Consider the following 18,615-nt stretch of genomic DNA (forward strand, 5'->3'; position numbering starts at 1 on the left):
ATTCGATGTACAATAGAATAACAAGAATTTCGCTTTCTCCCCACGATTCTTGTTAAAATAGTCATAATATTAATCAAAACACAGGCAACTGAAATGGCACGTAAGAATCAAAAAGCGCCATGGGAACCAGAAGAAGAGATCATCTGGGTAAGTAAATCCGAGATGAAGCGCGACATGGAAGAGCTGCAAAAGCTTGGCGAAGAGCTTGTCGGCCTTAAGCCAGCAGCTCTCGAAAAGTTTCCATTGAGCGAAGACCTACGCGAAGCAATTGCTGATGCGCAGCGCTTTAAAAACGAAGCACGCCGTCGTCAACTGCAACGTATCGGTAAGTTAATGCGTTACGAAGATCCAGAGCCAATCCAAGCGGCACTAGACAAAGTTCGCAACAAACACTCGCAAGCAACAGCGGCACTACACAAGCTTGAAGCGCTGCGTGATCGTGTAGTCGAAGAGGGCGACAAAGCAATTGATGACGTTATGGAGCTTTATCCAGAAGCAGACCGTCAACGTCTACGCCAACTTGCTCGCCAAGCAGCGAAAGAGAAGAAGGCCGGTAAACCAGCAAAATCTTACCGTGAAATTTTCCAAATTCTAAAAGCCTTGAACGAAGAAGAAATCTAATTCAATGCTTAAGAACGCAAAAAGCAGACCTTTGTGTCTGCTTTTTTTATGCCTATTTTCTAGTATTACGCTAGACGATTGAGGTTCTCACCACGATCAAACGCGTTAATATTCTCAATTAAAATCTCAGCTAAACGCTGTATCGAAGAATCACTTCCCCACGCAACATGCGGCGTTAGTAGCAAGTTAGGCAAATACATATTCGCAATCAACGGGTTGCTTTCATCAGCGGGTTCTTGGGTAAAGACATCGAACCCAGCCCCAGCAATCTCACCTTGCTTTAACCCATCGACCAAAGCTTGCTCATCCACCAAGCCGCCACGTCCGGTATTAATCAAAATAGACGTTGGCTTCATCTGCTTAAGTTCCGCTTCACCAATCAAATTATGTGTCTCATCATTCAATGGACAATGTAGCGTGATGGCGTCCGCTTGATCCAACATCTCGGTAAAAGAAACATAGCCTTCTCGGCACTCTGTTACACCTTTACGTTCTGCAAACAACACATTCATACCCAATGCTTTTGCCAATTGTGCCGTTGCTTGACCTAATGCGCCGCTGCCAAGCACACCTAAGGTGCTGCCTGCAACATCTCCAATCGGATGCGTAAAGAAACAGAACTGCTTGTTGCGCTGCCATTCGCCAGCAGCGATATCTTGGTGATAACCAAACAAGTTACGACGCAAAGCAAACAGCATCGCGATAACGTGTTCTGGCACAGAGCGGGTCGCATAGCCACGCACGTTGGTAACCGCGATGTTGTGCTCGGCGCAATAGTTTACATCGACGTTATTAAAGCCCGTTGCCGCGACGGCAATCATCTTGAGGTGAGGAAGTTGAATGAGAACAGAGTGGTCGAGCACCACCTTGTTGCTGATCACGATATCCGCATCAGCAAGACGCTCAACAACTTGCTCAGAAGAAGTCAGATCGTATTCCACCCAATCATGGGCAAAGCTTGGACGAGGTATTTGAATTTGGGCTGGGATGGTCGCTCGGTCGAGGAAGACCACTTTAGGCAGTGACATAACAACTCCTTGTTCACTGCCTAAAGATGAATTTATGGACGTGGCAGTGTTTTGTAATCTGGTAATTTACGCGCTGGGTTGAAATAGTCAAAGATCATCTCTTCCGCTTCTAGGTAAAAATCACAAGGAACAAAAATACTGCGCAACCAATCGGTTTTCGGGTGATAAAAGCTCAGCTCTGCGGCGTGCAACTCTAGACGTTCAGAGAAGGCTTTTGCTTCTTCTGTTGCGTAAAACTCATCACCCACAATTGGGTGACCTAACGCTTGCATATGAACACGCAATTGGTGTGAGCGGCCTGTAATCGGCAATAAACGCACAATCGTCGTCTTTGAACCATCAGGGTGTTCTTCTCGCTTCGCTACTTGGAAGATCGTCCTAGAGGGTTTGCCATCTTCAAAGCATACTTTCTGCAGAGGACGATTCGGCCAATCACAAATCAAAGGCAGATCGATCTCGCCCTCTTCTTGTTCAATATGGCCCCAAACACGTGCGTAGTAGATTTTATGCGTCAATCGGTATTGAAACTGTTTTTTTAACGCACTTTCTGCACGCTTGTTTTTAGCAAGAACCATTAAGCCAGAAGTGCACATATCTAAACGATGCACGACTTGAATGTCTGGATATTGCTCGGTTAAGCGACTCCACATGCTGTCATAGTGCTCAGCAAGACGCCCCGGCACAGAAAGCAAACCAGATGGCTTGTTTACCGCCAAAATTTGCTCATCTTCAAAAACGACATCAATCCAAGGGTCGGTTGGTGGATTGTACTCAAGCATTGCCATGGGCAGGATCTCTACAGAATAAAAACGCGCTGATTATACCCAAGAGATGCAAAGATGCATGCAGAAAAATCGCTTAAACCCTGCCTCTTTTTACCATCGATATAACTTTTAGAAATAACAAAAGCAACCAAGTCAATAACGAAGAAAAAAATTAAAAAAATCACTTCGTAAATATAAATTGACAAGCTGAGCGGTAATGTTATTTATAAGCACTAGTTGACACAAAAAGGACAATAATAAATGGAATCCGCAGTATCCGATCAACCCCAATCCAAAGTCTCGCAATTCTTCCGCTCTCTTGGCCCTGGTATTCTCATGGCCTCTGCCGCCGTCGGTGGTTCTCACCTTGTTGCATCCACCAAAGCTGGGGCTATCTACGGCTGGCAACTTGCGGCGCTCATCCTGCTGGTAAACCTTTTTAAATACCCATTCTTCCGAGCAGGCGTGCAGTACACCATGGGCACTGGTAAAACGTTGGTTGAAGGCTATGCCAAACTTGGTCGCCCATACTTGTGGTTGTTCTTATTCCTCAGTTCCGTTTCTGCGGTCATCAACACAGCAGCACTGTTGATGTTCAGCGCGAGCTTGTTGGGCTATTTCATTCCATTTTCTTTGTCGATGGCATCACTCAGTGTCATTGTTTTGGTGACATGTTTAGTGATTTTATTCGCCGGCCACTACAAAGCACTGGATACACTTTCAAAAGTCATTATGACGGTCCTAACGATAGCGACGCTACTTGCGGTTGCGATAGCGTTTGGAAACCCTGTAGAGCCTGTTGCGAACTTTGAATCCCCTTCTCCGTGGTCAATTGCTGCCATCGGCTTTATCGTTGTGACCATGGGCTGGATGCCTGCTCCAATCGAGATATCTTGTTTAACGTCTGCGTGGCTAAAGCGCCAAACTAGCCAACAAGAAGTTACGGCAAAATCTGCCCTGTTTGATTTCAACGTCGGCTACATTGGTACTGCGGTATTGGCTTTGGTGTTTGTATCACTAGGTGCGTTGATGCTGCACGGTTCAGGTATTGAGCTTAAGAGCTCCGGCGTAGGCTTCTCCCATCAGCTTGTTGGCTTGTACGCCTCAACCATTGGTGAATGGTCACGTTACCTGATTGCTGTGATTGCGTTCTTTTGTATCTTCGGCAGCACCATTACGGTAATTGACGGCTACTCGCGTGTGATTTCAGACTCTCAACGGTTACTGCGTTCACAACCAGAAACCGATCCAAAAGCGACGTCGGCCATCATGCTTATTGTTTCTCTATGTGCTTTAGGTATCGTTGTTTTCTGGGCTTCAGCACTATTACCGATGTTGAACTTTGCCATGGTATTGGCGTTTATGACGACGCCATTCTTCGCGCTTTTAAACTATATTCTAGTGAGTAAAACCGACTTGCCTAAGCCATTGGCGCTGGGTCGTAAATTGAAGTGGTTGTCGATTGCTGGTTTGATTTACTTATTCGGCTTCTTAGCGCTATTCATTTGGTGGAAGTGGTTGATGTAATCAGCTGTGAGCAATCAACTGAGCTTATGAGATAAAAGCTCAGATAAAGAAAAAGGTCTTCAATTGAAGACCTTTTTTCGTTTGTATGGACGCTGATTAGTTGTGGCTGACGACAATTAAACGTAGCGAATCTAGCTGAACCTGAGCTTGGTTGATATAACCTGTTAGCTCTTTGATTTGTTCTTCAATCGCTTCAATTTCTTCGTCACGGATGTTCGGGTTAACCGCTTTCAGTGCTTGTAGGCGCTCGAGCTCTGCATTCAAGCTTTGTTGCATGTCTTGCTGTGCTTGCTTGCGAATCTCTTCCACTTTCTGCTCAACCAATGCGTCACCCGCTTCGATGAGGCTGTGGATGTCTTTCTGTACTGATGTCACTAGCTTGCTGCCTAGGTGACGGTTTACTGGGCTAAGCTGACGGTTGAAACCTTCAAACTCAACCTGAGAAGACAGATCATTACCACGACCGTCCATCATCATGCGGATTGGCGTCTTCGGTAGGAAACGCGTAATACCGCTGCGTTTTGGTGCTTGCGCATCCACCGCGTAAACCAACTCAAGCAAGATAGTGCCCACTGGTAGCGCTTTGTTCTTCAGCAAAGAAACCGCTGACGTACCCACACCTTCGCTCATCAGCAGATCGATACCGCCTTGAATCATTGGGTGTTCCCAACTGATGAAGTGCATGTCTTCGCGAGACAGCGCGGTATCGCGGTCAAACGTGATTGTCGCGCCTTCGTATGGCAAACCTGGGTAGCTTGGCACCATCATGTGCTCAGATGGAGTTACAATAAGTGCGTTTTCACCCTTGTCGTCTTGGTTCAGACCGATGGTATCGAACAGAGACAACGCGAATGTCACTAGGTTTGTATCGCCATCCGTCGATGCGATTTTCTCAACGATTTGCTGCGCTTTGTCGCCGCCGTTTGAGTGCATTTCTAGCAGGCGGTCACGACCTTGCTCAAGTTGTGATTTCAGCTCTTTGTTCATCTTCGCTGATTCTTCAATCACTTCATCAAGGCTTGAAACATCACCAGATGCCAGCATTTCAATCAGTGCATCAGAGTACTTATCGTAAACCGCGCGACCTGTTGGACACGTTTCAGCAAACGCGTTCAGACCTTCATCGAACCAACGCGCAAGGATCGCTTGTGAAGTACCTTTTAGGTAAGGTACGTGGATGTCGATATCACGCTTCTGACCGATACGGTCCAGACGGCCAATACGTTGCTCTAACAAGTCTGGGTTGAATGGCAAATCGAACATCACAAGCTGGTTAGCAAACTGGAAGTTACGACCTTCTGAGCCGATTTCGCTACAGATAAGAACCTGCGCGCCACCCTCTTCTTGTGCGAAGTAAGCCGCTGCTTTATCACGCTCAAGAATCGACATGCCTTCGTGGAATACGGTTGCACGAATACCTTCACGCTCACGCAATGCTTGCTCAAGTTGCAACGCAGTGCTTGCACGAGAAGCAATAACCAATACTTTATCGCTGCGCTTCTCTTTTACTTTTTCAAGTAACCAGTTCACACGTGAGTCGAACTGCCACCAACTTGAATCTTCGCCTTCAAATTCTTGGAAGATTTCTTCTGGGTAAAGGTTCTTCACCGCGCGCGCTTCTGGTGTCATCTTGCCACCGATCATGCCTGATACACGCATTGATGTGGTGTACTGCTGCGGAATATCCATTGGCATGAGATGCACGTTACGCTTCGGGAAACCTTTGATTGCAGCACGTGTGTTACGGAACAGCACTCGACCTGTACCGTGACGGTCCATCAGGTTGTCGATCAGTTCTTGGCGTGCTGACGCTTTCGCTTCTTCATCACTGTCGCTTTCGATAATACGGAATAGCGGCTCAACGTCCTGCTCAGAAAGCAGTTCTGTAATTTGGTTTTTCGCTTCGTCTGGCAGTTTCTCACCAGAGAATAGCGACGTGATAGCATCCGCAACAGGTGCGTATTGCTCTTCTTCTTCAACAAACGCTTCATAATCGTAGAAACGATCTGGATCTAGAAGACGTAGACGAGCGAAGTGGCTCTCACGACCTAGCTGCTCTGGCGTTGCGGTAAGCAGTAACACACCCGCTGTGCGTTCTGCCAAGCCTTCTACCACTTGGTATTCGCGGCTTGGTTTGTCTTGGCTCCACTCTAGATGGTGCGCCTCATCGACAACCAATAGATCCCACTCACCTTCTAGCGCTTGTTCAAAACGCTTACGGCTCTTACGTAGGAAATCCAGTGAACACAGTACGTATTGCTGCGTATCAAATGGGTTTTCTGCTTCTGCAAAAGCTTCAATACAGCGCTCTTCATCGAAGATAGAGAAGTGCAGGTTGAAACGACGCATCATCTCAACGAGCCACTGGTGTTGCAGTGTCTCTGGTACCACGATAAGAATACGCTCGGCACGACCCGCCAGTACTTGCTGGTGGATGATCATGCCCGCTTCGATGGTTTTACCAAGACCCACTTCATCCGCTAGCAATACGCGAGGCGCGTGACGGCGACCGACTTCGTGTGCAATGTACAGCTGGTGAGGAATCAAACCTGCACGCATGCCACACAGACCACGCATTGGGCTCTTGTGTTGTTCAAATTGGTTTTGTAGCGCACGGTAGCGAAGTACAAAGTTGTCCATGCGGTCGATTTGACCTGCGTACAACTTGTCTTGCGGTTTGTTAAAACGAATGTGGTTGCTTAGGAAGATTTCACGCAACACGATCGCCGTTTCTTGCGTGTCTTCACGAGTACCGAAATAGGTGTATAAACCTTCATCTTCCAGTACTTCTTCAACTTTTAATGACCAACCTTCTTGGCAATCGATGACATCACCGACGTTGAACGTTACTCGGGTAACTGGTGCATCGTTACGTGCGTAAACTCGGTTTTCCTCTGATGCTGCAAACATCAATGTCACAGTACGAGCATCCATTGCCACTACGGTACCTAAACCTAAATCGCTTTCCGTATCGCTAATCCAGCGCTGCCCCAAAGCAAATGTCATGAATTGACTACCTCGTTGTTGTTTCTTGTTGGTCTCTACCCATCCCGATGGGCATGGATATTAGTTTAGATCTGATTCTGGCTTCTGCTATGCCAATCGTGCTTGTCATGCCACTTTGTGCTGTGCATTTTTAAGCCAGCTGAACATGATAAATCGGACGTAGCCTATACGCAGAAAAAGGTCGCTAATCTTACTTGAAGCTGTGATTTAGGTCACGTCGAAACCGCCCAGAGGGCAAACTTTTTTTCCTGAATTAGGAATGCAATCAAATTGTAAAAAACTCATGACAATTATTAAGTTGTAAGAAGTAAATATTACGTATACTTCTACTGAGGGGCGCTTAGAGTCATCGTGCATGATTTGAGCGCATTAAGTACACGATTAGGATCAACACGGGTTTGCAGTAAGTTGTCTTGCTACTCGGTTGCGCACTAACCGACATTGCCCGACAACCTCTATTGCAAGCAATCAGAGTTAGGAAGTCTGTTCCTTCTTAACTACTAGCCAGCAAAGCCGCGCTGCGGCAAGGAGACGCTATGGGCGATACCGATCGGAAACTATTTGTACTCGATACCAACATTCTTCTTCATGAACCCTTCGCCATCTTCTCTTTCCAAGAACACGATGTCGTCATCCCTATGACTGTGTTGGAAGAACTCGATCGAATCAAAGACAGCAAACGTGATGTTGCACGAGATGCACGCGTTGCGATTCGCGCTTTGGAGGATTTATTTAGAGAAGCCACGCCAGATGAAATCTCAGAAGGCATTCCCGTTTCTAAAGACAACCCAAGCCAAGGCACCATCTCTATTTTGGCGGACTTCGAATTGCAGGAAACCGTCAAAGCCTTCGCCGACAAAGCCGGTGATAACCGCATACTCAATGCGGTGCTTTATCTGCAAAACAAACGCGCACCACGCGAAGTTGTGCTCGTAACCAAAGACATCAACATGCGTTTGCGAGCCAAAGGTGCTGGCGTACGTTTCGTTGAAGACTATCGTACGGATCAGCTGATTGATGATATCCAATACCTCACCAAAGGCTTTCAACAACGTGAAGGCGAATTTTGGAGTGGTGTGGATGAGGTGGAAAGCTACGCGCTGGGTGGAAAAACGTTCCATAAACTCAGCCGCGAACCGTTCGATCCGACCTTTATTAATCAATACGTGATTGATGAAGAGAGTGATTTTGTAGGTCGAGTAGAAACCATCAATGAGGATAAGCTCACCTTGCTCGACCTCAGCCGTGAGCGCATGATGCATCGCCGCGCTTGGGACATAACACCGAAAAATATCTATCAAGGCATGGCGATGGATGCCCTGCTCGATCCAGATATTGACTTGGTGATTCTGACCGGTGCCGCCGGTAGTGGTAAGACACTGCTCGCAATGGCAGCGGCATTGGAACAAACCATTGAAAAAGGCATGTTCGATAAGATCATCGTAACACGGAACACGCCAGACATTGGGGAGTCGATTGGTTTCTTACCGGGATCGGAAGAAGAGAAAATGATGCCTTGGTTAGCAGCGGTGACCGATACCTTGGAAGCGCTGCACAAGAACGACCATTGCACCGAAGGCTCGATGAAGTACATCTGTGATAAAGCCAACATTCAGTTTAAGTCGATTAACTTTATGCGTGGCCGCTCTATCCAGAACGCCTTTGTCCTGCTCGATGAGTGTCAGAACTTAACCGCTTCACAAATCAAAACCATCATCACCCGTTGTGGTGAAGGCACTAAGATTGTGTGTTCCGGTAACTTGGCACAGATTGACTCTCACTACCTAACCCCAGTGACGTCTGGTTTGACGTATATGGTTGAACGTTTCAAGAACTTTGAAGGCAGCGCCAATATCCACCTAAATGGTGTGGTGCGAAGTCGCTTAGCAGAATTTGCTGAAGAAAACCTATAACGAACACTCTCCCCCTAAAACCAAAAGAGCGCTCAATGAGCGCTCTTTTTAATTCTGCTTCAGATGAAGTTTATTCAGTACCACCAACGGTGATGGAATCGAGCTTCAATGTAGGCTGACCAACGCCAACCGGTACGCTTTGACCCGCCTTGCCACACACGCCAACACCTCTGTCGATGCTTAGGTCGTTACCAACCATAGAAACTTGCTGCATCGCTTCAATGCCAGAGCCAATCAGCGTTGCGCCTTTCACTGGACGAGTGATTTTGCCATCTTCAATCAAGTACGCTTCTGATGCTGAGAATACGAACTTACCAGAAGTGATGTCCACCTGACCGCCACCGAAGTTTGGTGCGTACAGACCTTTCTTCACCGTAGAGATGATCTCTTCTGGTGTGTGCTCACCCGGTAGCATGTAAGTGTTAGTCATACGTGGCATTGGTAGATGCGCATAAGACTCACGGCGACCGTTACCTGTTGGGTTTACACCCATTAGGCGTGCGTTTAGCTTGTCTTGCATGTAGCCTTTTAGAACGCCATTTTCGATAAGCGTGTTGTATTGACCGTTCACACCTTCATCATCGACGTTCAATGAGCCGCGTAGGTCTTTTAGCGTGCCATCATCCACGATAGTACAAAGTGGAGACGTCACTTGCTCACCCATCTTGCCAGAGAACACTGATGACTCTTTGCGGTTGAAGTCACCTTCCAAACCGTGACCTACCGCTTCATGCAGCAATACGCCCGGCCAGCCAGAGCCAAGTACCACAGGCATCATGCCTGCAGGTGCCGCTTCTGCTTCTAGATTCACTAGCGCCATACGAATCGCTTCATCAGCGAATTGGAATGCTTGTTTCACGCCGTTTGTTTCAGATAGGAAAAAGTCGTAACCGAAACGACCACCGCCACCAGCGCTACCGCGTTCGCGGCGATCGCCTTTTTCAGCAAGAACACTGATTGAAAGACGAACAAGCGGGCGAATGTCACCAGCGTAAGTACCGTCGGTTGCAGCAACCAACATTTGCTCATGCACACCACTGATGCTGATCGATACTTCTTTGATCATTGGCTCTTTGGTACGAATGTACGCATCTAAAGACAATAGCAGTTCGGTTTTTTGTTGCTTTTCCCAGCTTGCCAGTGGATTTACCGCATCGTAGTAAGCTTGGTTATCAGAACGTTTGAATGCGTGCACTTTGCCATTTTGGCCTTGCTGCGCAATACCACGCGCGGCAATCGCACTTTGCTTCAAACCGTCTAGTTGAATTTGGTCTGAATAGGCGAAACCGGTTTTCTCGCCTGTGACTGCTCGTACACCGACACCACAGTCAATATTGAAAGAGCCATCTTTAATGATGCTGTCTTCTAGAACCAGAGACTCGTGCCAGCTGGACTGAAAGTAAATGTCCGCATAATCGATCTGGCGCGTCGCAATGCTCGCTAGTGTGTCAGCGATGTCTTGCTCTGTCAGACCGTTTGGGGCAAGGAGTGCCTGTTCTATTTGGTTTATGCTCATAGTTAGCTCTTTTATTTCCGTTTCAATTCATTTTGAAAGCGACTGTGTTGAGTCAGCGGCATATTCTGCCTTACTTGCTGGTTGTGTGACAAATCTATCTCTGCCACCAGCAGTCCTACTTGGTCATTCAATTGTTGGTGAACGCCTCCCCAAGGGTCAATCACCATAGAATGCCCCCAAGTTTGGCGACCACATGGATGTGTCCCCGTTTGTCCGCAGGCTAGAATCCAACATTGGGTTTCAATCGCACGCGCTCGAAGTAGTACTTCCCAATGCGCTTGCCCCGTCACCGCGGTAAACGCAGCGGGCACAACAATAACTTGTGCTCCTGCTAAGCGTAGCGCTTTAAACAATTCAGGAAAGCGTACGTCGTAGCAAATACTTAAGCCTACCGTACCAATATTGGTCTCTGCCGTCACGATACGATTACCTGCACTAAAGGTATCCGACTCACGATAGCTGCCATGCCCATCGGCGACATCCACGTCAAACATATGCAGCTTATCGTAATGAGCAATGCACTCGCCTTGCGGTGAGAAAACCAATGTCGTGGTAGTCACACCTTGTTCAGTGCGAATCGGCATACTGCCGACTATTAGAGTTAATTGATTGCGTTGTGCGATCTCAGATAAACACCGCTGAATAGGACCGTCACCCAAAGTTTCTGCGTTCTGGTGATAAGCCTCTCGGTTGGCAAACTGCGTAGCGTTTTCTGGTGTCACAACCAGCTTCACACCTTGCTCAGCTGCCAATGCACATTGCTTGGCAATGAAGTCCAGATTCTCCTCGATATCTGGACCCGATGTCATTTGAATGATGCCAACACGTTCCATGTATTCAATTCCTTGTTCGTCAGAAGACTGACCGCGCAATTACTTCGCTTGCTCACGCAGTTTTTCTGGCAACTTGTATTCACCTTTGCTTCGTGAAATCTCTTTTACGGTAGGTGAATCCAGAGGACCTTTCACTTCGTAATTTACCTGCGTGAAGACTTCCACCACAGGAGAGATAACGGTCGAAATCGCCAGTACGTACAGCGCGGTTTGAGGTGCTACTGCAAAGGCGGTCAGCATTGGAATACCCGAAGTGATGTCTGGTGTGAAGTTCACTTCCGCATCTACCAAGCGTGTGTTCATGTCAGCAATACCGCGAATCTTCATCTCTCCAGCTAATGCATCCATCACAATATCGTTGGTGATAAACACGCCATCTTGGATCTTGCCTGTCCCCGTGATTGAGTTGAATGCCATCCCTTTATCGAATACGTCAGTAAAGTCGAGCTGCATCTTACGAATGATAGAATCGAGACTAAAAAGCCCCAGCAATCGCGCTGCACCACTGACTTCAGTGATCACACCTTTACCAAACTCAGTAGACACATCACCTTGCAAGCTTTGTGTCTTCATCGACCAAGGTGCGCCATCCCAATCTAGGTTGGCATTAATTTCAAACGGCGCTTGTTGGATACCGGAAGTAATCCCAAATCGCTCCATCAAGTCACTGTTGTTTTCACCCTTCACTTTCATGGTCAGGTTTGAATGACTTCGCTCTTTCGTCAGTTCCCACCATCCGCTTATGTCGACACGGTTTTGACCACTACTGAAGTTAACATTTTTCCATTCGAGGCGGTTGTTAGCGCGCTCGACGTCCACATTTACCTTACCGACCTTGTAACCTTGCAACCAAAAATCATCAATGCTCAAGGTTAAGTTTGGCATCTCTGTATGGAACTTGCGGTCAAAGTTTGAGATGAGCGGCGCGGCTTGGTCTTCACTGGCAAACAGAGAACTGCGTTCTTTGGTCATCTCATCAAAGCCAGGAATATACAAATGCAAATGATCTAAAGAGACAGATAAGTCAGAAGGTTTGAGGTAATTTGCTTTGCCCTTCACCTCTTGGCTGTCTACTTCTAATTGCCAACTCGAGTTCTTTTTACGTGCATTCAAATCCACATCATGGAACTCAATTCCACCAAGCTCTAAGTTCTGCACATCCATGTTAATGCGCGTCGGCAGTGGAATGGTTGGCGTCTTCATGCTCGATAGTACAGATTGGGTTTTGCTTTGCGGCACATGCATGAGATCAGCCCAACGATCTAAGCTCAGGCCATCCAAACGAATCGAAGCATTGTGTCCAACGACTGGGCTAATTTTAAAACCACCATTACCTAAAACCAGGTGCGTTGCCGTCAATTCCGGCACATCTCCTGAAATATCAATTTCAGTTTGGTATTTCGCATTTGGTATTTCTAAACGAGCAGAGATACTCTCTTGGTTGCCCGATGCTTGTAGTTTAGCTTGTCCTTTTTCGCCGCGCTTTTTCGCTAACGGGTAAGGATAATCACTCACAAGCTGACTAAGCTGCGCCAAAACGTCTACCTGATACGTAAAGCCTACGTCATTGAGTTGCAAGTCGATGTCCATTTGCCAAGGCGCATGACCAGAAACGAGGCTCAACCAGCGCTCACCAAGATAAGGCTTAAGTGGGCCGACTTCCCAATCACCTAAGGTGTTGATAGTCACGTTGTAGCCTTGTTCGGCATTCTCACCACGAAAATCAAGTGAAATAGGCTGTTTCAACAGTTCGGCCGACAAGCCAGAAGTGGTCACAACGTCGTTATCAAACTTGATACGGCCCGTCGCGTTTTCTAACGTCATCGGCGGCGCATCAATATCAACACGGTTGTTTTTAAGATCGGCGTAACCCCAAGCACGCGCGTCTTTCTCGGAGTCAAATGGGATATTGAGTTGGAACTCTGAATAAACAGGACCACTCACTTGCAATGCCGTCAAAGCCGCACCAACTGAATCGACGAGAGGGGTTGCCATCATGTAATCACGAACTTCATTGCCCGGCGCACTAGCCTTGGCTTCGATTTCGATGTGACCGCCTTCAGCAAGCTCAGGAATACGTCCTGTAATTCGCTTAGCTTTGACACCATTTAACGTCGCAGACTTCGAGTCCAAATACATGGCATCGTTTTCGAACAGCAAATCTAACTGTAGATTGGTGATGGTTGGCCACGCCGTGTCAAAACTGAATTTCGCATTCTTCAATCCAACCCAAGCTTGGAACATACCGTTGTGTTCTTTGTATGGGAAATCACCAAGCTCACCATACCAAAGCAGTTTTGCAGTATTGACCTTACCACCTTGAATTGCGGTAGATAGGTAGTCGGTCAGGTCTTGCCCAAGCGCAAGAGTTGGCAGATAACGCCAAGTTTCACCCGCGTTGTAGAGGTCAGCTTCGGCATAAAACGATAGGAATGGGCTTTGATCTTTCGGGAAATCAAGACGGAACGCGCCAAGTACCTGTAAGTCAGGTGTCGCTGCAGTCACTTTATCTGACCACAAACGCCAACCGCTCTCGTCTTGCTGCCAAATAATGTCCACCTGACCTTGTTTGATATTCAGTGGCGCTTGGAAAACATCACCGTATGGGAAAACATCATCAATCACGGTAACGTTGGCTTTCGCCTGATTTAAGTCCCCAGCTACAGTACCTTGCACGTGGTTAAAGCCCGGCAATAACTCCCATTGGGTTAAGCCTAATTGGTCTAGCTCGGCAGAGTAGCGCAGGGTATCAAGCCCACCGCTCATTGAAAGACGAATGTCTTCCACTCGTCCTTTGGGTGCGAGTTTATTAAGCAATTCACTCGTGGATTCCGACTCTGGCGCTAACTTGATTAATGGCGTCAATGCTTCAATATCAAGTTGAGACAGATTAAGTAACCAACCATCCGGCTGCCAATCAAACGCGACGTCTAACTCTGGCCATGGTCTGTCATCAGTGCGGATTTGCAGTGAGTGACCATTTACTTTCCAACCATCTTTGTCTGGGGAAAGCTTAAAAATGCCTGATTCAAGCAATAAGTCATGACGGCCATTTTCATTCCAAACCAGCTCAGATGGCTGCAATTCAACATAGGCATAATTCGGCTGACTGTGTTTTAGAGTGAGCCATGTATTCAGGCTCACCTTGCCCGATTCCACACCTGATTCATCACGCATGTAAGTGGTTAACCAAGGTGTGACAGAAAGGTCTTGTGCACTCACATAGAATTCACCTGAAACATCGCGTAGTGAACCATGATCTTTGAAGTTGGCACGCACTAACAAAGCATTCAAACTCGCATCCGCAATGCTTACGGTTCCTTCTGCTAAATGGTGTTTGCCATCGTTACTCCAACGAAGCTGCTCTATGTCTAAGCGGCGCGTTTCGCCAGAGACCGATTTGTACCAAATGCGCGAGTCCGTAATGGTAAAATCTTCAAATTGACGTAACAGCAATGAATCGAGTTGGTCGATTAATTTGCTTTCATTTTTACTGGCATTCGCTTGCGGTTCTTTGCCTTCTGATTTGGACAGAAGATCGACGGTACGAATATCTAAAGCCAAGTCGTCGATTGTCAAATCTGCGACCACAGGTCGAAACTTGAAAATCGATTGGATCAAATCAAATTCGATATGAATTTCATCAACGGCAAAACGTGCGTCTTGGTTATTCGGCAAATTCGCCTCTAAACCTTGCAACGAAATCGAGGGGTGGCTATTACGCCAAGAACCAGCAACGCTGGTGATAGAAAAGTCAAAACCTGTGCCTTGCTTGACCCAGGTTTTGATCTCATCTTGGAAGTGGTTAAGTTGTGGCAATGCTACGCGCAGGGTAGTTACTAGTATGGCTAAAAGAACCAACAGAGTAACCAAGCTCCACGCGCAGAAGCGCCCGAAACGGTTAAAACCAGAATTCACAAATTTTCCAATTACATCATCACGACGTCAAACTGCTCCTGAATGTACAGGTGTTCAGCTTGAATACGAACTTGCTTACCAATAAATACTTCGAGTTCAGCGAGCGCATGGGACTCATCGCCCAACAGCGTTTCCGCGACAAATGGTGATGCGTACACAACAAAGTTGTCCGCATCATAAGCGCGGTTCACTCGGGTGATTTCACGCAGAATCTCGTAACACACGGTTTCGACAGTCTTCACGCTGCCACGACCTTCACAAGTAGGACAGCTGGAACACAAGATATGTTCAATACTTTCACGCGTACGCTTACGCGTCATCTCTACTAACCCTAGCTGAGTAAAGCCATTGATGTTAGTTTTCACACGGTCTTTTGACAGAGCACCTTCTAAAGAGGTAAGTACACGCTTACGGTGTTCATCCGATGCCATATCGATAAAGTCGATAATGATGATACCACCAAGATTGCGCAGACGAAGTTGACGTGCGATTGCTTGTGTCGCTTCAACGTTCGTATTGAAGATGGTTTCTTCTAGATTGCGACGACCAACAAACGCGCCAGTATTGATGTCGACAGTAGTCATAGCTTCGGTTTGATCGATGATCAGGTAGCCGCCAGATTTAAGCTCAACTTTGCGTTCCAGAGAGCGTTGGATTTCGTTCTCTGTGTCGTACATATCGAAGATTGGCTTATCACCTTCATACAGCTCAAGCTTATCAGTCAACTCTGGCACATATTCAGACGTAAACTCTTTCAAGTTCTCGTATTCAAGGCGAGAGTCGACCATGATTTTGTCAAGCTCGGTGCCAACAAAATCACGCAAGATGCGTTGCGCTAAACCTAGCTCACCGTACAAGGTAGAACGGGTTTTGTACTTAGAACGACGCTCCATGACTTTCTGCCATAAACGCTTCAAAAATGCCGCATCTTGAGAAAGCTCTTTTTCGTCTGCACCTTCTGCGGCAGTACGAATGATGAAGCCACCATGCTCATCACAGTAGTGATTAACCACTTTCTTCAAACGCTCACGCTCTATTTCACTTTCAATACGCTGAGACACACCAACGTGGCTCGCTCCCGGCATAAAGACAAGGTAACGAGAAGGAAGAGTGATGTCTGTTGTCAGACGTGCGCCTTTGGTACCAAGTGGATCTTTCACCACTTGCACAACAATATCCTGGCCTTGGCGAACCAACTCAGAAATATCACGTACTTGGAATTGTTGTTTTTCGTTCTCTGCGACACATTCCGTGTGAGGAACGATGTCTGACGCGTGCAAAAATGCCGCTTTATCCAGACCAATATCGACAAACGCCGCTTGCATGCCTGGCAATACACGGCTTACTTTGCCTTTGTAAATATTGCCAACAATGCCACGGCGTGATTCTCGTTCTATATGAACTTCTTGTAGTACTCCACCTTCAATCATGGCCACGCGAGTTTCACTCGGGGTCACGTTTAGCAGCAATTCTGCACTCATGTGCACACCTCAAAACAATTATAAAAATTCTTGAATTAGCTGATCGGTTTCGAACAAAGGTAAGCCTACTACGGCGTGATAACTGCCTTCGATTCGGGTGACGAAACGCCCTCCGAGTCCTTGAATACCATAACTTCCAGCTTTATCGCATGGTTCACTTGACTGCCAGTATCGTTCTATTTCTTCATGAGTCAGTGGTTTGAACCACACGTCAGTGATAACGACCACTGAGTGTTGTTGTTCTGATGATACGACGCTCACAGCGGTCATCACTTGATGCTGACGACCCGATAAATTACTGAGCATACGTTTTGAATCTTCAAAACTTTTTGGTTTTTCTAGTACTTGGTTATCGCATACCACTACGGTATCAGAGCCCAATATAACGGAATCAGGCTTAGCCATCGCTAAGCCTGCTTGAGCTTTTTCCAGAGAGAGTCGCAAAACGTAGTCTTGTGCTTGCTCGTGATCTTGTTTGGCTTCCTCTATATCAGGAAGCACAATATCAAAATCATAACCTAACTGAGCAAGCAGCTCTTTTCTTCTCGGAGAACCCGATGCGAGAACGAGGGATAAGCCCTTTTTCACAACGTTACCTTACGTGCCATGCGCGACGGACGCGTCGCATCAGTAAAAACATCCATGGCCAAAGTATACAGTTTATTGCCGCAGTCCACAGAGATAATGGATTAAATACTACGTCCTGGTTCAAATATTCCCCACAGAAGATGAGAAGTTCCAGTAGCACGGTAAAAAAGGCAATCAAAATAGATTGTTGCCACAATGCCATGTTACGGATTACCAAGAAATTGAGCGCCACTAGGTAGATAATGATCGACATCATCATCCCTCGGATCCCAAGCGTCGAACCAATCAAAATATCCCAAAGCAAACCTAAAACCAGAGCGGTACCAACATTGACACGGTGTGGCAATGCCAGCACCCAGTAACAGGTAACGAGGAACAGCCATGATGGACGCAGTAGATCCAAAACACCTGGCCACGGAATGGTTTGCAGGACTAGCGCGACGAAGAAGCTAACGCCGATGACCATTCGGCTTCTAAATACACTATTGGCCATCGGTTACCTCTTGTTCTGAACCTTCTTCTACATTCGACTGCAGTACTTTGTGTTGGCGGTCTTCATTCGGCCAAATCAATAGCAAGTAGCGCAGACGATCAAACTCAACCACAGGTTCCGCTTTGATTGATGCGAACTCTTGGCGAGTATCGTGATCGACATTCGTAACAGTTGCGACAGGGTAGCCTTCTGGATAAATACCACCAAGACCCGATGTCACCAGCAGATCACCCACTTGAATATCGGTACTGGTTGGGATGTGCTCCAATTGGATCTCATCAACCTCACCATTACCTGATGCAATGACTCGAATATCGTTACGAATCACTTGGACTGGAATTGCGTTTTTCGCATCGGTGAGGAGAAGAACACGTGCGTTGTGCGCTGCAACAAACGTCACCTGACCAACAATACCTTTCTCATTGATAACAGGCTGACCGACGTAAACACCATCAATACGACCTTTATCGATCACCACTTGGTGGCGGTATGGCGATGTATCAACAGCCATGACCTCTGTTACAACTTTCTTCTCGTCACGGACGAATGAAGAGCCAAGCAGTTTACGTAAGCGTTGGTTTTCTTCTTTGTATTGATCGAGCAAGATAAGCTCGCTCTTCAGGCGAAGCACTTCTCGCTTCAAATTGCGATTGCCTTCAATCAATGCCTGACGGGTATTAAAACGCTCGAACATTCCATCAAACATGCTACGAGGCATATTGGCCGCGTACTGAATAGGCGCAACCATACTGTTCAATAGGTATCGGACGTTGGAAAACGTATCTAGACGGTTATCAGCCAGCATTAAGCTCGCCGACACGATGACAGCAAAAAACAGACGCAATTGCAGAGATGGTCCTCTGCCAAAAATCGGTTTCATCTTGTTTTTAACCTGATTGCTACCATGAATATAGAGCCTTACTTGGC

The 18,615-nt window shown here is 47.0% G+C and carries 13 protein-coding genes; 3 read left to right on the plus strand and 10 right to left on the minus strand.

Annotated elements, in window-relative coordinates:
* Window positions 1-93: 93 nt before the first annotated feature.
* On the plus strand, window positions 94-621 hold the full coding sequence (gene yjgA / locus VJL_RS16925; RefSeq protein ID WP_038864526.1) for a ribosome biogenesis factor YjgA: 528 nt from the start codon (window positions 94-96) through the stop codon (window positions 619-621).
* Window positions 622-686: 65 nt separating this feature from the next.
* Here the strand turns inward: yjgA and VJL_RS16930 are convergent, their stop codons facing one another.
* Entirely contained in the window at window positions 687-1,649 is a 963-nt protein-coding gene (locus tag VJL_RS16930; protein WP_038879701.1) for a D-2-hydroxyacid dehydrogenase, read from the minus strand.
* A gap of 32 nt (window positions 1,650-1,681) precedes the next feature.
* Window positions 1,682-2,434: a bifunctional tRNA pseudouridine(32) synthase/23S rRNA pseudouridine(746) synthase RluA gene (gene rluA / locus VJL_RS16935; RefSeq protein ID WP_038879703.1), complete on the minus strand. Its 753-nt coding sequence runs from the start codon at window positions 2,432-2,434 to the stop codon at window positions 1,682-1,684.
* Window positions 2,435-2,674: 240 nt separating this feature from the next.
* Between rluA and VJL_RS16940 the strand changes: the two genes are divergently transcribed.
* Complete coding sequence (locus VJL_RS16940) at window positions 2,675-3,940, plus strand: NRAMP family divalent metal transporter (RefSeq protein ID WP_038864533.1); 1,266 nt, start codon at window positions 2,675-2,677, stop codon at window positions 3,938-3,940.
* Between the two features lie 96 nt (window positions 3,941-4,036).
* On the opposite strand, the gene rapA is transcribed toward VJL_RS16940, so the two are convergent.
* Complete coding sequence (gene rapA, locus VJL_RS16945) at window positions 4,037-6,946, minus strand: RNA polymerase-associated protein RapA (RefSeq protein WP_038864536.1); 2,910 nt, start codon at window positions 6,944-6,946, stop codon at window positions 4,037-4,039.
* A 536-nt stretch (window positions 6,947-7,482) separates the two neighbouring features.
* Here rapA and VJL_RS16950 point away from each other — a divergent pair.
* Complete coding sequence (locus VJL_RS16950) at window positions 7,483-8,859, plus strand: PhoH family protein (RefSeq protein ID WP_038879704.1); 1,377 nt, start codon at window positions 7,483-7,485, stop codon at window positions 8,857-8,859.
* A gap of 70 nt (window positions 8,860-8,929) precedes the next feature.
* Here the strand turns inward: VJL_RS16950 and tldD are convergent, their stop codons facing one another.
* The 7 genes from tldD to mreC are packed head-to-tail and all read right to left on the minus strand — an operon-like array spanning window position 8,930 to window position 18,568.
* Window positions 8,930-10,375 (minus strand): metalloprotease TldD, encoded by a 1,446-nt coding sequence (tldD, locus tag VJL_RS16955; RefSeq protein ID WP_005438159.1) that lies wholly within the window; start codon window positions 10,373-10,375, stop codon window positions 8,930-8,932.
* 11 nt (window positions 10,376-10,386) lie between these two features.
* Entirely contained in the window at window positions 10,387-11,208 is an 822-nt protein-coding gene (locus tag VJL_RS16960; RefSeq protein WP_038864543.1) for a carbon-nitrogen hydrolase family protein, read from the minus strand.
* A 39-nt stretch (window positions 11,209-11,247) separates the two neighbouring features.
* Window positions 11,248-15,126, minus strand: coding sequence for a YhdP family protein (locus VJL_RS16965; protein WP_038879705.1), 3,879 nt, complete (start codon window positions 15,124-15,126; stop codon window positions 11,248-11,250).
* Window positions 15,127-15,137: 11 nt separating this feature from the next.
* A complete protein-coding gene (gene rng / locus VJL_RS16970; protein ID WP_038879706.1) occupies window positions 15,138-16,607 on the minus strand; it encodes a ribonuclease G in 1,470 nt (489 codons plus the stop codon).
* An 18-nt stretch (window positions 16,608-16,625) separates the two neighbouring features.
* A complete protein-coding gene (locus VJL_RS16975) occupies window positions 16,626-17,195 on the minus strand; it encodes a Maf family protein (RefSeq protein WP_038879709.1) in 570 nt (189 codons plus the stop codon).
* A gap of 4 nt (window positions 17,196-17,199) precedes the next feature.
* Entirely contained in the window at window positions 17,200-17,688 is a 489-nt protein-coding gene (gene mreD, locus VJL_RS16980; RefSeq protein WP_038864551.1) for a rod shape-determining protein MreD, read from the minus strand.
* Window positions 17,678-18,568, minus strand: a complete 891-nt coding sequence (gene mreC, locus VJL_RS16985) for a rod shape-determining protein MreC (RefSeq protein WP_038864553.1) — start codon at window positions 18,566-18,568, stop codon at window positions 17,678-17,680. Before mreC ends, mreD begins: the two co-directional genes overlap by 11 nt.
* Between the last annotated feature and the right edge of the window lie 47 nt (window positions 18,569-18,615).

The sequence above is a fragment of the Vibrio jasicida CAIM 1864 = LMG 25398 genome (genome assembly GCF_000400365.1).
GTDB classification, from domain to species: Bacteria; Pseudomonadota; Gammaproteobacteria; order Enterobacterales; family Vibrionaceae; genus Vibrio; species Vibrio jasicida.

Coding starts and splice junctions, on each gene's coding strand:
- yjgA (WP_038864526.1), top strand. CDS start 94: ATGGCACGTAAGAATCAAAAAGCGCCATGGGAACCAGAAGAAGAGATC.
- mreC (WP_038864553.1), bottom strand. CDS start 18,568: ATGAAACCGATTTTTGGCAGAGGACCATCTCTGCAATTGCGTCTGTTT.
- VJL_RS16950 (WP_038879704.1), top strand. CDS start 7,483: ATGGGCGATACCGATCGGAAACTATTTGTACTCGATACCAACATTCTT.
- VJL_RS16930 (WP_038879701.1), bottom strand. CDS start 1,649: ATGTCACTGCCTAAAGTGGTCTTCCTCGACCGAGCGACCATCCCAGCC.
- rluA (WP_038879703.1), bottom strand. CDS start 2,434: ATGGCAATGCTTGAGTACAATCCACCAACCGACCCTTGGATTGATGTC.
- VJL_RS16960 (WP_038864543.1), bottom strand. CDS start 11,208: ATGGAACGTGTTGGCATCATTCAAATGACATCGGGTCCAGATATCGAG.
- tldD (WP_005438159.1), bottom strand. CDS start 10,375: ATGAGCATAAACCAAATAGAACAGGCACTCCTTGCCCCAAACGGTCTG.
- VJL_RS16940 (WP_038864533.1), top strand. CDS start 2,675: ATGGAATCCGCAGTATCCGATCAACCCCAATCCAAAGTCTCGCAATTC.
- mreD (WP_038864551.1), bottom strand. CDS start 17,688: ATGGCCAATAGTGTATTTAGAAGCCGAATGGTCATCGGCGTTAGCTTC.
- rng (WP_038879706.1), bottom strand. CDS start 16,607: ATGAGTGCAGAATTGCTGCTAAACGTGACCCCGAGTGAAACTCGCGTG.
- rapA (WP_038864536.1), bottom strand. CDS start 6,946: ATGACATTTGCTTTGGGGCAGCGCTGGATTAGCGATACGGAAAGCGAT.